The organism is Mycobacterium sp. ENV421 (assembly GCF_002887815.1).
Classification (GTDB): domain Bacteria; phylum Actinomycetota; class Actinomycetes; order Mycobacteriales; family Mycobacteriaceae; genus Mycobacterium.
This window is the reverse complement of the sequence record NZ_PDHO01000034.1, coordinates 13,359-27,130: the sequence shown is the minus strand read 5'-3', so window position 1 is coordinate 27,130 and position 13,772 is coordinate 13,359. Positions and strand designations below refer to the sequence as shown.

At 67.5% G+C, this 13,772-nt stretch carries 13 protein-coding genes; 8 read left to right on the top strand and 5 right to left on the bottom strand.

The annotated features are described in order from the left end of the window. Positions 1–5 precede the first annotated feature (5 nt). From CRM90_RS25620 to CRM90_RS25610, 3 genes are read right to left on the bottom strand one after another with little or no spacing between them, the layout of a single operon-like run. Positions 6–998 (bottom strand): SMP-30/gluconolactonase/LRE family protein, encoded by a 993-nt coding sequence (locus CRM90_RS25620; protein WP_102809711.1) that lies wholly within the window; start codon positions 996–998, stop codon positions 6–8. After that, positions 995–2,374 (bottom strand): aspartate aminotransferase family protein, encoded by a 1,380-nt coding sequence (locus CRM90_RS25615; protein ID WP_102809710.1) that lies wholly within the window; start codon positions 2,372–2,374, stop codon positions 995–997. The genes CRM90_RS25620 and CRM90_RS25615 overlap by 4 nt, the downstream gene beginning before the upstream one ends. Beyond that, positions 2,371–2,841, bottom strand: coding sequence for an Lrp/AsnC family transcriptional regulator (locus CRM90_RS25610; RefSeq protein WP_502693322.1), 471 nt, complete (start codon positions 2,839–2,841; stop codon positions 2,371–2,373). The genes CRM90_RS25615 and CRM90_RS25610 overlap by 4 nt, the downstream gene beginning before the upstream one ends. Before the next feature lie 167 nt (positions 2,842–3,008). Between CRM90_RS25610 and CRM90_RS25605 the strand changes: the two genes are divergently transcribed. The 7 genes from CRM90_RS25605 (at position 3,009) to CRM90_RS25575 (ending at position 10,063) form a co-directional block, all read left to right on the top strand. Continuing rightward, positions 3,009–4,511, top strand: a complete 1,503-nt coding sequence (locus CRM90_RS25605) for a gamma-aminobutyraldehyde dehydrogenase (RefSeq protein WP_102809709.1) — start codon at positions 3,009–3,011, stop codon at positions 4,509–4,511. 44 nt (positions 4,512–4,555) lie between these two features. Next, on the top strand, positions 4,556–5,230 hold the full coding sequence (locus CRM90_RS25600) for a TetR/AcrR family transcriptional regulator (protein WP_102809708.1): 675 nt from the start codon (positions 4,556–4,558) through the stop codon (positions 5,228–5,230). A gap of 132 nt (positions 5,231–5,362) precedes the next feature. Next, positions 5,363–6,226: an ABC transporter substrate-binding protein gene (locus tag CRM90_RS25595; RefSeq protein ID WP_233209502.1), complete on the top strand. Its 864-nt coding sequence runs from the start codon at positions 5,363–5,365 to the stop codon at positions 6,224–6,226. Between the two features lie 15 nt (positions 6,227–6,241). Continuing rightward, on the top strand, positions 6,242–7,024 hold the full coding sequence (locus CRM90_RS25590) for an amino acid ABC transporter permease (protein ID WP_102809707.1): 783 nt from the start codon (positions 6,242–6,244) through the stop codon (positions 7,022–7,024). Positions 7,025–7,031: 7 nt separating this feature from the next. Beyond that, positions 7,032–7,808 carry an amino acid ABC transporter ATP-binding protein gene (locus tag CRM90_RS25585; RefSeq protein WP_102809706.1) on the top strand — a complete coding sequence of 259 codons (777 nt, stop codon included), beginning with the start codon at positions 7,032–7,034 and terminating at the stop codon, positions 7,806–7,808. 45 nt (positions 7,809–7,853) lie between these two features. Beyond that, positions 7,854–9,386 (top strand): gamma-glutamyltransferase family protein, encoded by a 1,533-nt coding sequence (locus tag CRM90_RS25580; protein ID WP_102809705.1) that lies wholly within the window; start codon positions 7,854–7,856, stop codon positions 9,384–9,386. After that, positions 9,383–10,063 (top strand): YoaK family protein, encoded by a 681-nt coding sequence (locus CRM90_RS25575; protein ID WP_233209501.1) that lies wholly within the window; start codon positions 9,383–9,385, stop codon positions 10,061–10,063. Before CRM90_RS25580 ends, CRM90_RS25575 begins: the two co-directional genes overlap by 4 nt. On the opposite strand, the gene CRM90_RS25570 is transcribed toward CRM90_RS25575, so the two are convergent. Both CRM90_RS25570 and CRM90_RS25565 read right to left on the bottom strand, forming a co-directional pair. Beyond that, the gene (locus CRM90_RS25570; protein WP_102809704.1) at positions 10,060–11,799 is read right to left on the bottom strand and encodes an APC family permease; all 1,740 of its coding nucleotides are present in this window, start codon (positions 11,797–11,799) and stop codon (positions 10,060–10,062) included. The genes CRM90_RS25575 and CRM90_RS25570 overlap by 4 nt on opposite strands. A gap of 125 nt (positions 11,800–11,924) precedes the next feature. Next, positions 11,925–12,500, bottom strand: coding sequence for a carboxymuconolactone decarboxylase family protein (locus CRM90_RS25565; protein ID WP_102809703.1), 576 nt, complete (start codon positions 12,498–12,500; stop codon positions 11,925–11,927). Between the two features lie 93 nt (positions 12,501–12,593). Between CRM90_RS25565 and CRM90_RS25560 the strand changes: the two genes are divergently transcribed. Continuing rightward, positions 12,594–13,772 (top strand): acyl-CoA dehydrogenase family protein, encoded by a 1,179-nt coding sequence (locus CRM90_RS25560; RefSeq protein ID WP_102809702.1) that lies wholly within the window; start codon positions 12,594–12,596, stop codon positions 13,770–13,772.

Below are 13,772 nucleotides of genomic sequence, written 5' to 3'. Positions count from 1 at the left end.
TGGTGTTACAAATCGAGACATGCGACGGCCGACGACCCGATGCAGCCCAGCCACAGCGTGCCGTCATGCTCGACCAGCCCGGTGGCCAGCGCGAACCGCGGATCGGCCATCCGCAACTGCGACTGCACCGTGCCGTCCAGATCGACGGATATCGCCCACACCACCGGCTTGGGGCTGGGCAGCCAGCCGTAGGGCAGTCGCCACATCAGTCGGCGCACCATAGGGGCGCGCGGAGCCAGCCATTCGCCGACCGCGTTGCGTTCGCTGACCAGCGCCACCCAGATGCGTCCGTCGGGCGCGGTCGAGATGTTGTCCGGATAGCCGGGCAGGTGCTCGATCAACGGCACCGGCTCGCCGATACCCGAACCCGTCAGCGGATAGGTCGACACCCGGCAGGCCGTCGTCTCGGCGACCACCAGGGCCGACTCGTCGGCGGTCAGCGTCACCCCGTTGGCGAAGCGCAGCCCAACGGCCAGGGTCGTCACGGTGCCGTCGACGTCCCGGCGGAACAGTGACCCGCTGGGCCGGGCCTCGAGCACGGCGCCCTTGTAGTACTCGTAGTGGAAGCGTGACGTCGACTCGGTGAAATAGATTGTGCCGTCTGATGATTCGACGGCGTTGCTGCAGAACGTCAACGGCCGTCCGGCCACCTCGCTCACCAGGGTCTCGAATGAGCCGGTGGCCGGATCGAGGCGCAGCAATCCACGGTGGCTGTCGCAGATCAGCAGCCGACCGTCTCGGGCCACCGCGAGCCCGAGTGGTCGGCCGCCGGTGTTGGCCACCACCTCGGGGGCGTGGCCTGTCCGGATCCGGACGATCGCACCGTTGTCGGTTCCGGTCCAGAGCGTGCCGTCGGCGTCGACCACGACGTCCTCGGGAGCATGCCCTGGAACGCCGATCACCCGCAGCGAACCGGACAGATCCGGCGGTGGCAGCAGCCGTTGGGGAGGCGGCTGCCACCGCACGGGATCGATCGGGGGTTTGGCGGCCCCGGTCACAGCAGGCGGCTGGCCTCGCTGAGCACCCGGTGCAAGATGTCGTAGATCTCTTCGAATTCCTTGGGCCCGCTGATCAGCGGCGGCGCCAGCTGCACGACTGGGTCGCCACGGTCGTCGGCGCGGCAGTACAGGCCGGCCTCGAACAGCGCCGAGGACAGGAAGCCGCGCAGCAGCCGCTCGCTCTCGTCGTCGTTGAAGGTCTCCCGGGTGGTCTTGTCCTTCACCAGCTCGATGCCGTAGAAGAATCCTTCACCGCGCACGTCGCCGACGATCGGCAGTTCGAGCAGCTTCTCCAACGTGGCCCGGAAGATCGGTGCGTTGGTCTTGACGTGATCATTGATGCCCTCGCGCTCGAAGATGTCGAGGTTGGCCAGCGCGACCGCCGAGGACACCGGGTGCCCGCCGAAGGTGTAGCCGTGGCCGAACACCGTCTTGCCGTCGCTGAACGGTTCGAACAGCCGGTCGCTGGCGATCATCGCGCCGATCGGCGAGTAACCCGAGGTCATGCCCTTGGCGCAGGTGATCATGTCGGGCTGGTAGCCGATGTCCTCGCAGGCGAACATCGAACCGATCCGGCCGAACGCGCAGATCACCTCGTCGGAGACCAGCAGCACGTCGTACTCGTCGCAGATCTCGCGGACCCGTTCGAAGTATCCCGGCGGCGGGGGGAAGCAACCGCCGGCATTCTGCACCGGCTCCAGGAAGACCGCACACACCGTTTCGGGACCCTCGAACTCGATGGCCTCGGCGATGCGGTCGGCGCAGTACTGCCCCCACGCCTTGATGTCGGTGTCGTAGGGGGCGGGCGCCCGGTAGAAGTTGGTGTTGGGCACCCGGAAACCGCCGGGCGTCAGCGGTTCGAACGGCTTCTTGAAGTCGGGCAGGCCGGTGATGGCCAGCGCACCCTGCGGGGTGCCGTGGTAGGCGATGGCCCGCGAGATCACCTTGTACTTGCCGGGCTTGCCGGTCAGCTTGAAGTACTGCTTGGCCAGTTTCCAGGCGCTCTCGACCGCTTCACCGCCGCCGGTGGTGAAGAACACCCGATTCAGGTCACCGGGAGCGTAATTCGCCAGCCGGTCGGCCAATTCGATCGCCGGCGGGGTGGCGTAGGACCACAGCGGGAAGAACTCGAGCGTCTCGGCCTGCTTGGCGGCGGCCTCGGCAAGCTCCTTGCGGCCGTGCCCGGCCTGGACGACGAAAAGACCTGAGAGGCCGTCGAAGTAGCGCTTGCCGTGGCTGTCGTAGATGTACACGCCTTCGCCGCGGCTGATGATCGGCGGCGTCAGCCCCGCACCGTGCCGGGCGAAGTGGCCCCACAGGTGGCGGTCGGCCTTGGCCGACAGCTCCGCCGTGAGATCGAGCGTGGTGGTACTCATCGTGTTCCCCAATTGTATTGTTGTTTAACGAGTTTGAGATAAACCAAGGTTTCGGTCGAGGTCACCCCGGGCACGGCGCGGATCTCGGTGTTGAGCAGCTCCAGCAGCTCGGCGTCGTCCTCGCACACGACCTCGGCGATCGCGTCGAAGGTGCCCGCGGTGAGCACGACGTAATCGACGGCGTCGATCTGTGCGAGCTTCTCGGCGACCTTGGTGGTATCTCCTGTGCAGCGGATGCCGATCATCGCCTGCCTGCTGAATCCCAGCTGGAGAGGATCGGTCACCGCCACGATCTGCATCACCCCGGAGTCCACCAGGCGCTGCACTCGCTGGCGCACCGCCGCCTCCGACAGCCCGACGGACTTGCCTATCGCGGCGTAGGAACGCCGGCCGTCCTGCTGCAGTTTCTCGATAATGGCCTTGGACATCTCGTCCAACTGGACGGGCCCGTTTCCACCCGCCCCGATGGCCCGGACGGGAAACCGAGTGGCCGGTACACCCGAGTCACGCATGCTCATGATTGTGCACGGAATCAGTTGTTTAAGGCAACAAGATCGATGAAATTGGTGGCGATAGCCCACCCGTACTGTGGGAATGCGTAGCAGTTGCTGAGCGGGTCGGTTACCGTGGGGCGGTGACCGCACTCACCTCTGACAAGACCCGAATTGTGCCCGGTAGCTGGATCGATGGTGCCCCGCTGGTGACCGGCGGCAGCCTCCACCAGGTCATCAACCCGGCCGACGGCAGCGTCGTCGCGGAGCTGGCGCTGGCCCAGCCCGCCGACGTCGACACCGCGGTGGCCGCCGCCCGCGCCGCTCTCGGCGGCTGGTCGCGGGCCACCCCCGTCGAGCGTGCCACAGTATTGGCCAAGCTGGCCGAACTCGTCGACGCCCACTCCGCGGAGATCGCCGCCGAAGAGGTCAGTCAAACCGGCAAACCGGTGCGGCTGGCCACCGAGTTCGACGTGCCAGGCAGCATCGACAACATCGCGTTCTTCGCCGGGGCCGCCCGCCACCTGGAAGGCAAGGCCACCGGGGAGTACAGCGGCGACCACACATCGTCCATCCGGCGCGAGGCGGTCGGGGTGGTCGCGACGATCACGCCGTGGAACTACCCACTGCAGATGGCGGTGTGGAAGGTACTCCCCGCGTTGGCCGCCGGCTGTTCGGTGGTCATCAAGCCCGCCGAGCTGACCCCGCTGACCACTCTCACGCTGGCCCGGCTGGCCACCGAGGCCGGCCTGCCCGACGGCGTGCTCAACGTCATCACCGGCGCCGGAGCGGACGTCGGCTCGGCCCTGGCCGGCCACCGCGATGTCGACGTCGTGACGTTCACCGGCTCGACCGCGGTGGGGCGGCGGGTGATGTCGGCCGCGGCGGCGTATGGCCACCGCACCCAACTGGAACTCGGCGGCAAGGCGCCGTTCGTGGTGTTCGACGACGCCGATCTGGACGCCGCGATCAACGGCGCAGTGGCCGGCTCGCTGATCAACTCCGGGCAGGACTGCACAGCGGCGACCCGTGCGATCGTGGCCCGCGACCTCTACGACGACTTCGTGGCCGGGGTGGCCGAGCTCATGGGCAAGATGGTCGTCGGCGATCCGCAGGATCCCGACACCGACCTGGGTCCGCTGATCTCGGCCACCCACCGCGACAAGGTCGCGGCGATGGTGGCCCGGGCGCCGGGCGAGGGCGGTCGCGTCGTCACCGGCGGTGCGGCCCCGGACCGGCCCGGGTCGTTCTACCTGCCGACGCTGATCGCCGACGTCGCCGAAACCTGCGAGGTCTATCGCGACGAGATCTTCGGCCCGGTGCTGACCGTGCGCACCCACGACGGCGACGACGACGCGCTGCGCCAGGCCAACGACACCGACTACGGGCTGGCCGCCTCGGCGTGGACCCGCGACGTGTATCGCGCCCAGCGGGCCTCGCGCGAGATCAACGCCGGCTGCGTGTGGATCAACGACCACATCCCGATCATCAGCGAGATGCCACACGGCGGGGTCGGCGCGTCCGGGTTCGGCAAGGACATGAGCGACTACTCCTTCGAGGAATACCTGACCATCAAGCACGTGATGAGTGACATCACCGGTGTCGCCGAAAAAGATTGGCACCGGACGATTTTCAAGAAGCGGTAAGCGGCCGGTTCCGGCCGCCTCGGCGGTGGTGACACAATCTGGCGGTGAAGTACGGGCCCGACTGGCAGCCTCCCGAGGTGGATTGGACGTCGACCAGAGGTCGCATCCTGCTGGCCGCGGCCAGCCTGTTCGCCCAGCGCGGGTTCTTCGGTACGTCGACCCGTGACATCGCCGACGCCGTGCAGATCCGGCAGCCCTCGCTGTTTCACCACTTCGAGGCCAAGCACGCGATCTACCAGTCACTGGTGGAACTGGACCTCGGACCGTCGGTGGCACGGATCCGCCAGTATCTGGCCGAGGACATCAGCTGGGCGGCGAAACTGCACCTGACCATCGCCTGCGACGTGCGCCAGGCGCTGGATCAACCGTTCGATTCGCGCGGGCTCTACCAGGACGCCGTGCTGGGCCTTGCCGAGCTCGCCGACGAGCGCGCCGGTATCGCGGTGTTCCATGACTTGGTCGAGCGGGTGGTCACCGGGGGCTGCGAGGCGGGGGAGTTCGTGGCCTTCGAGCCCGGGTTCGTCCAGCGCGCGATGAACGGCGTGCTGTTCGAGACGCTGCGCGAACAAGGGGGACCCGGCGGGCAGGTCCGCGGGCGCCGCCCGCTTGAAGCCGCCGACTTCGTGCTGCGGGCCCTGCTGGTCGACCACGGGGGTCTTGCTGATCTGCAGGCCGCCACCACGGCACGACTGGCCGCCATTCCGCGCGGGCGGGGCTAGCCAACACGGCTGCTCGCTATCCGTTGCCTATCATTCGATAGTCCCCTATCGTTCGATAGACCCCGCTGCTGGCGGGCTATCGACAACGGCTGGTCGAACTGTCAGGTCCCACCAGATATTTCGGAGGCTCCCGTGCCTGCACCCTTCTCGACCCGTACTCGCGCCGCCATCGCGCTCGGCGCGGCCCTGGCCGCGGCACTGACCGGGTGCTCGTCGGATTCCACGGACGTCGCCGGGCCGACCCGCCCGGCCTCAGTCGCACCGCCGGCGATCCTGCAGGCCGGCACCCTCAAGGTGTGCGCCGCCAATGACGGCACCCCGCCGAGTGTTTACCACGACGAAAACGGTGCGCTGGTCGGCAGCGAAGTCGACCTCGCCAAGGCGCTGGCCGGCCAGCTGGGCCTCAAGCCGGACTTCGTGGAATCAGCGTTCACCGCGCTGATCCCGACGCTCCAGGCCAAGCAGTGCGACGTGATCATGGCCCAGCTCTACATCAAGCCGGAGCGCGAGAAGGTCGTCGACTTCGTGCCATATGTGTACTCGGGCACCGGGATTGCGGTGTCCAAGGAGCATCCCGCGGCGATCACCGGCATGGATGACAGCCTGTGCGGCAAGAAGGTCATCGTGGCGATCGCCACCACCGCCGAGGAGCAGGTGGTCGACCAGTCCGGAAAGTGCACGGCCGCGGGCAAGCCGGAGATCGACATCACCCGCAACAGTCACGCAGACGTTGCGCTGCAACAAGTTCAGAACGGTCAGGTCGACGCGTACCTCGACACCGCCGAGACGCTGGGGTACTACTCGACCAAGACCGGTGCCCAGATCCAACTCGCCGGAAAGCCGTTCGGAACCATCAAGATCGGTGCCGCCACGCTGAAAGGCGATGCCGCGCTGCATGATGCGATCGCCAAGGCACTCGGCGAACTCGATGCCAACGGCACGTACGCCAAGATCCTGGCCGACTGGGGCCAGACCGATCTCGACATCCAGAAGTGACGGGAGACCGGCGGCGTGCACTTCGATTGGCAGTTCTTCTGGAAATCGCTGTTCACTCCCAGTGAGCGTTTCCTCAACGGCCTGGTTCTCACCATCGTCATCTCCGCGGTGGCGATGGTGCTGGCCACCCTCGTCGGCCTGGTCATAGCGCTGCTGCGCCGGTCCCGGTTCGCGGTGTTGCGTTGGTGCGCAAGCCTGTACATCTGGGCAGTCCGCGGAACTCCGCTACTGGTGCAGTTGGTCATCATCTACACCGGTCTGGCGGCGGTCGGCCTCTACCAATTTCACGACGCGTCCCTGTTCGGGATGTCGGTCAAGGCGGCGATCCAGGCGGCTATCGTCGGACTGACGATCAACGAGAGCGCCTACATCGCCGAAATCATCCGCGCAGGCTTGGATTCGGTGCCCAAGGGTCAGTTCGAGGCCGCGGAGTCCCTGGGGATGAAGCCCGCCAAGGTGATGCGCTGGATCATCGTCCCGCAGTCGCTGCGCGTCATGGTTCCGCCGATGGGCAACTCCTTCAACGGCATGATGAAGACCACCTCGGTGCTGTCGGTGATCGGTGTCAGTGAGATGTTCCTTGTGACGCAATCCATCAGCTCGGCAACCTTCCACACCTTCGAGATCTTCATCGTCGCCGCGCTGTACTACCTTGCGCTGACCACGATATGGACGGTCATCCAAGCCGAGATCGAGAACAGGCTGGCTCGTCAGCTCGGCATCAACCAGCACGTGCGCATCACTCAGCGGCTCCTCGGTGCCCGCCGCAGCCCCGCGCCCGCCGAAGCCCAGGTGTGAGGTCCACGTGAACCAAGCGGCAGAAAAACTTCCGATCGTCTCGGTGCAGAACGTCTCGCGAACCCTCGGTGGCCGCAGAGTTCTCGACAACGTCTCACTGGATGTCATGCGCGGTGAGGTCGTCGTCCTCATCGGCCCTTCCGGAGCGGGCAAGACCACCCTGCTGCGATCGCTCAATCACCTGGAGACCGTCGACAGCGGCCGGATCCTGATCGGCGGGACGCCGATCGGCCATCGCGACTCCGGCGGCACCAAGAAGGTGAGCATCAGCGAGCTGGCGCGCCGCCGGCGCGAGATCGGGTTCGTCTTCCAGCACTTCAACCTGTTCCCGCACATGACGGCCGCCGAAAACGTCTGGAATGGTCCGGTACGTGTGCTCGGGGTGGCCAAGGACGAGGCGCGTCGCGACGCCATCGCGGTGTTGAGCCGAGTGGGCTTGGCGGACAAGGCCGATGCCCGTCCCAGCCAACTTTCCGGAGGACAGCAACAGCGGGTGGCGATCGCCCGCGCGCTGGCCATGCGGCCCAAGGTCATGCTGTTCGACGAACCCACCAGTGCTTTGGACGTCGAGATGGTCGGCGAGGTCCTGGCGGTGATGCGTGAGCTGGCCGACGAGCACATGACCATGGTGGTCGTCACACACGAGATGCGGTTCGCCAGGGACGCCGCTGACCGTATCGTCGTCATGGACGGTGGTCGGGTCATCGAGGACGCGCCACCGGAGCGTCTGTTCGCCGACCCGCAGCATGACCGCACCAAGGCGTTTCTTTCCACCATCCGCTGAAGGAGTCAATCTCTCGTGTCCGCCGCCCTTGGCGGGCAGCCAGTAGTGGCAGCACTGGCTACCCCGCACGCCCTGGCCACCGATGCCGGGATCGCGATCCTGCGTGGCGGTGGCACCGCCATCGACGCCGCGATCGCCGCCGCCGCTGTGCTGACCGTTGTGTACCCCCACAACGTCGCGCTCGGCGGCGACCTGTTCGCTCTGGTCCGGACCCCGGATGGCACAGTGAACTGCCTCAACGCCTCCGGGTGGGCTGGTACCACGGTGGATGCCGAGGCCCTTCGCGCCGAGCACGGGGACTGGCTGCCCGCGCGTGGTGCCGCTGCGGTGACCGTGCCGGGCGGGGTACGAGGGTGGGAGGCGATGCGCCGCTTGGGTTCCCGCGTTTCGTGGAGTTCGACGCTGTGCGCCGCCGAGACGGCCGCCCGCGACGGTGTGCCGGTACCCGCGTCGTTGGCCACCCACCTCGACGATCCCGAGAACCGCGATCTGATCGGCACCGTCGACTTCGACCGGGTGTTCCGCCCGCACGGTGCGCCGATGCGGGTCGGTGAGCTGTTCCGGCAGCCGGCCCTGGCCGACACGTTGGCGACCTTGCGCTCCGACGGGCCCGACGAGTTCTACAGCGGGGGTCTCGCGCAACGGTCCGTCGGTTACTTGCGCACCCACCAATCCTGTTTGACCGAAGCGGATTTCGCCGACTTCCAGGTTGAGGTCGTCGAGCCGTTGCGGGCTGAGTTCGGTGACCTGACCGTGCTGACGAGCCCCCCCAACAGCCAGGGTTTCCTGCTGCTGCATGCGCTCGGTATGGTGCACGCCGGCGGCCTGGCCGACCCGGTCGGCGACGACATGGGGCAGTTGCTGCACGCCTTCCACCGCGGCAACGGGATTCGCGACAGTCAACTCGCCGACCCGCGGCACGCCACCGTCGACGTCGACGTGATGTCGGGCGGCACCGGGCCGGTGAGTCGGCCGCCGGGCGTGCCCCGCGGGGACACCGTGGGTATCGCCGTCGCCGACGGCGAGGGATACGCGGTGTCACTGATCCAGAGCGTCTATCACGCGTTCGGGTCCGGACTGATCGACCCGGTCACCGGTGTGCTGTTCCACAATCGTGGCTGCGGATTCAGCCTGGACCCGGCATCGCCGAACGTGATCGCGCCGCGAAAGCGCCCGGCGCACACGCTGATGCCGGCGATGACGATGCGGCAGGGCCGGATCGCACAGGTGTTGTCGACCATGGGCGGGCAGGGTCAGCCGCAGATCCTCGGCCAGATCCTGCTGCGGGCAGTGGGCGGCGCCACGGCGGTCGACGCGGTTGCCGCGCCCCGCGCCATCGTCGGCACCCAGTGCGGCGGCGGCCCGGACAGCGTGACCGTCGAGGCCGACCTCGATCCGGCCGCGCAGGCGTCGATCCGTGCGGCGGGCTTCACCGCGACCGAGGTGCCGCCGCGCACCGAAGCCCTCGGCCAGGCCAATGTGGTCTTCGTCGATTCCGGCGGCTCGATGACGGCCGCGTCGGATCCGCGGTCGGACGGCGCCGCCGTGGTGGCGCACTACCCGCGTCCGCAGCCGTGACCACTCTCATCCGCACGCATCTGCAGCTGTGGCTGATGCTCGCGCTGACCTTCGTCACCGGACTGCTGGACGCGGTGGGGTATCTCGCGCTGGACCGGGTGTTCACCGGCAACATGACCGGCAATGTGGTGATCCTCGGGATGGGCATGGCCGGTGAGGACGAACTGCCCGTCGCCGGACCGCTGGTGGCGCTGGGCGCCTACGTGGTCGGTGCCGCGGTGGTGGGCCGCCTGCTGCAACGCCACCCCGGCGGCTGGCTGCCGGTCGTCACCGCCGTGTTCGCCACCAGTGCGGTGGTGCTCGCCGCCGCGGCCACGGTGCTGACACTCGTTCGGGTTCACGGCGAGTCGGCGGTCGGCGTCGGCATCGCCGCCACCCTGGCGACGCTGATGGGCGCCCAGGCCGCGACGGCGCGGATGCTGGCCGTCGCCGACATCACCACCGTGGTGGTCACGTCCACGCTCACCGCCTATGCCAGCGAGACGCTGTTCGGCCCCGGGCTGACGTGGCTGACGCACCGCCGGTTGTGGGCTGTCGTGGTGATCATCGCCGGCGCATTCTGCGGTGCCTCGTTGTTACGCCTCGACGCCGGCTTTCCGGTGTACCTGGCCGCCGTCGTCACCGCCGCGGTGGCCGTCGCCGGTCACCGGATCTGGCCGCGCAACGAGCTGCCCTAAGCCTGCGGCCCCCGGGTGAACTCCTCGCCGGTCTCCGGGTTGAGGGCGGTCTCGCCCGGCGGGAGGTTCGACAGGTCCGGGGAGATGACCGTGGGCATGTCTCCGGAGTCCGGCAGGCCGAAGTGCGCCTCGACGGCGGTGGCCGGCGTCAGCACCAGATCGGCGCTGGAGCGCCGGGACAGGGTGCGGCCGCGGAAGAAGTCGGGCGACATCAGCCACCAGATTCCCATCAGGATCACTCCCAGCACGAGCGCGCCGATACCCACGACCGCGACCGCGCCGAACCCGAAGATCGTGACGTTGTTGCCGTCGGCGTCGGTCAGCCAGTCCGGCTTGGCGTACTGGATCAGCCCATAGGCGAACACCACCAGCAGGATCAGGCCCCCGAGCAATGGCACCACCCCGCGCATCACGAAGTCGCGCGCCGAGGCGGTCAGGTCCTTGCGGTAGAACCACACACAGGCGAATCCGGTGAGGCCGTAGTAGAAGGCGATCATCAGGCCGACCGAACCGATCAGCGCCGAGAGCAGGTTCGAGCTGATCAACGTGAACAACACGTAGAACCCGATGGACACCGCACCCATGACGAGGGTCGAGGTGGTGGGGGTCAGGTAGGTGCGGTGGATCTTGGCGAACGACTGCGGCAACGCCCGGTAGACACCCATCGACAGCGTGGTCCGTGCGGTGGGCAGGATCGTCGTCTGAGTGGACGCCGACGCCGAGGTCAGGATCGACGCCGACAGCAGCAGCAGGCCGATGTGGCCGAGCACGCTGTCGCCGAACAGGTCCGGGCCGATCGCAGCGAACGCGTCCGCGGCGTTGTCCGGGTTGCCCAGGCCGATGCCGTCGGTTCCGGTGCCCGCGAACGCGATGGCCGAGACGCTGACGAGTGCGTACGTCGCCAGCAGCAGGAAAGTCGAGATGACGGCGGCGCGCCCCGGCGTGGTGCCCGGGTCCTCGGACTCCTCGTTGCACGCCACCGCGGTGTCCCAGCCCCAGTAGATGAAGATCGCGGTGAGGATGGCCGGGGCGATCACGGTCCCGAAGTCCAGCCCGGCGGGCCAGAACCAGGAGAGCGACGGGTGCAGTGAGTAGGCCTCCGCCTTGCCCGCGTACACCTTGACCAACGCCACGATGGAGAACACCACCAGCACCACGAGCTCGATGCCGAGCAGGCCGTACTGGATTCGCGCCGACACCTCGATGCCGCGGTAACAGATGTAGGTCATCACGATGATCCAGATGACTCCGGCCACCGTCGACCACAGGGTGCTGTTTGCCAGATCGGCCGCCGAATGCCAGCCGAGGTCGCCGACGAACGTGAACGAGTAGGCGCCGGCGATCTGGGCGAGGTTCGCCATCACGATGACGTCGGCGGCGATGATGCCCCAGCCGCCGAGCCAGCCGATCAGCGGCCCGAACGCCCGCGATGCCCAGGTGAATGTGGTCCCGCAGTCCGGTTCGGCCTTGTTCAGCTCCTGGTAGGCGACCGCGATCATGTACATCGGGATGAACGCGATCAGCACGATCGCCGGGGCCTTGACGCCGGCCAGCAGCGCTCCGCCGCTGGCCACGATCAGCCCGAGCGTCGCCGCCAGGGAATATGCCGGCGCCGTCGAGGCCATCCCGACGACGATGCTGGACAGCAAGCCCAGCGCACCGCCCTTGAGGCCTTTGCTCTCGACGGTCGACGGGGCCGGGCCGCCGGGCTCGAGGGTGAGCTCACCTTTACTCATGGCATCTCCTGCTCAAACGCCTGGACGAAACGAGACGAGACTACGGTTTCAGTCGCCAGCATGCGGAGATTCTGCGGAATTGTTTTCCTGGAGGTAACAGGGCAATGGAATCGGTGGATTCTTCTTTACGTGGCCCAGGGCACCCGGCAGCTGTCGCCGGACCCGAAGCCCTGCTCGGTGATGCCCAGCGCCGAGTTCATCCGGGCGCGCATGTTCTCGACGCCGATCTGATAGGTCAGCTCGATCACCCCGTCGGCGCCGAACCGCCGACGGAGATCGTCGACCTGCTCATCGGTGATCGTGTGCGGGTCCCTCGTCATGGCATCGGCGTAGGCGATCGCCGCCCGCTCATCGTCGGTGTAGAGCCCTGAGGTGGCGTAGTCGTCGATGTGGGAGAGCCGCTCGAGGTCGAGCCCGTCGAGGCGCATCAGCATCTGGCCGAAGTCCACACACCACGAACAGCCCACGGTGCGGGCCGTCCAGAACACCGCGAGTTCGCGGATGTCGGCGGGCAGCGTTGTGGAGGCGTTCTGCAGCAGCCCTTCGTGGACGGCGTTGGCCACCATCAGGCGGGTGTGGTGGGCGTAGACGGCGAACGGTTCGGGGACTTGGCCGAAGCGGCGCTTGGCCCAGCGGTACATCAGCCGGGTCAGCAGGGGGGCCTTGTCCGGGGTGAGCGGTTCCAGTCGTGTTGTGGTCATGTCCTCAAGATGCTTTCGGGACCGGAAATGTGACACCCCGATACCGGGCAATATTGAGTTGACGGACTAACTATTCGGCTAGGGTGCTGACTTGTGGATTTCGACCTCGACGCCGAACAGCGCGCGTGGTTGGCGGAGGTGCGGGAATTCCTGCGGGAGAACGTCACTGACGCCCTTCGTGCCGAGATCGCCGAACATAATCTGGAGCACCCGGGTGGCGAGGTGGCGGCGTTTCGCCGCAAGCTCGGCGCCAAGGGCTGGTTCGGCCTGAACTGGCCTGCGGAGTACGGCGGCCTCGGACTGGGCCCCGTGCACCTGCATCTGCTGATGACCCAGTTCGAGTACTGGGGTGCGCCGGGCCCGGATCTGACTGTCACCTCGATCGCGCCGATGATCATGCGGCACGGCACCGAGCAAAACAAGCGTGAGTTCCTCCCGCTGATCGCGCGCGGCGAGATGACCTGTGCGCTGGGGTATTCCGAGCCCGATGCCGGTACCGACCTGGCCTCGCTGCGGACCAAGGCGGTCCGCGACGGCGACGAATGGGTGATCAACGGATCCAAGATCTGGAACAGCGGCGCGCAGCGATCCACCCACGAATGGCTCTGCGTGCGCACCGACCCGCAGGCCCAGCGGCACCGGGGGATCTCGGTGATCGTCGTCCCGGTGGACAGCCCCGGTGTCCGGATCCGTCCGTTGATCGCGTGGTCCGGCTACCGGACCAACGAGGTCTTCTTCGACGACGTGCGGGTACCGGTGACCAATCTGATCGGGGAGGAGAACCGCGGCTGGTCCTACATCACCGGTGCCCTCGATCTGGAGCGCGGTGCGCTCACCAACGCCGGGGACCTGCGGCGTGCACTCGACGAGTTGCAGGTGCTGGCGCGGATGCCGCGCCGTGACGGCACCGTCCCGATCGACAATCCCGGCTTCCGCCGCCGGCTGGCCCAGGCCGAGGCCGACGTCGAGGTCGCCGGGCTGATGGGCTACGAAGCGTCGTCGTTGCTGGCAGGCGGGGTGATCCCCACCGTGGAGGTCAGCGTCGAGAAGGTCTTCAGCAGCGAGTTGCGGCAGCGCATCGCCGACCTCGGTATCGACCTGCTTGGTGCAGAAGGTCTACTGGCGCATCGTAATTCGGAGGCGCCGGCCGGAGGGCGGTTCGAGAAGCTGTACCGGTTCGCGCCCCTCATGCGCTTCGGCGGCGGCACCAACGAGGTGCTCCGCGACGTCATCGCCCAGCGCGGCAACAGCATGCCCTCCTACGGACGGTGA

Coding starts and splice junctions, on each gene's coding strand:
- CRM90_RS25615 (WP_102809710.1), bottom strand. CDS start 2,374: ATGAGTACCACCACGCTCGATCTCACGGCGGAGCTGTCGGCCAAGGCC.
- CRM90_RS25570 (WP_102809704.1), bottom strand. CDS start 11,799: ATGAGTAAAGGTGAGCTCACCCTCGAGCCCGGCGGCCCGGCCCCGTCG.
- CRM90_RS25565 (WP_102809703.1), bottom strand. CDS start 12,500: ATGACCACAACACGACTGGAACCGCTCACCCCGGACAAGGCCCCCCTG.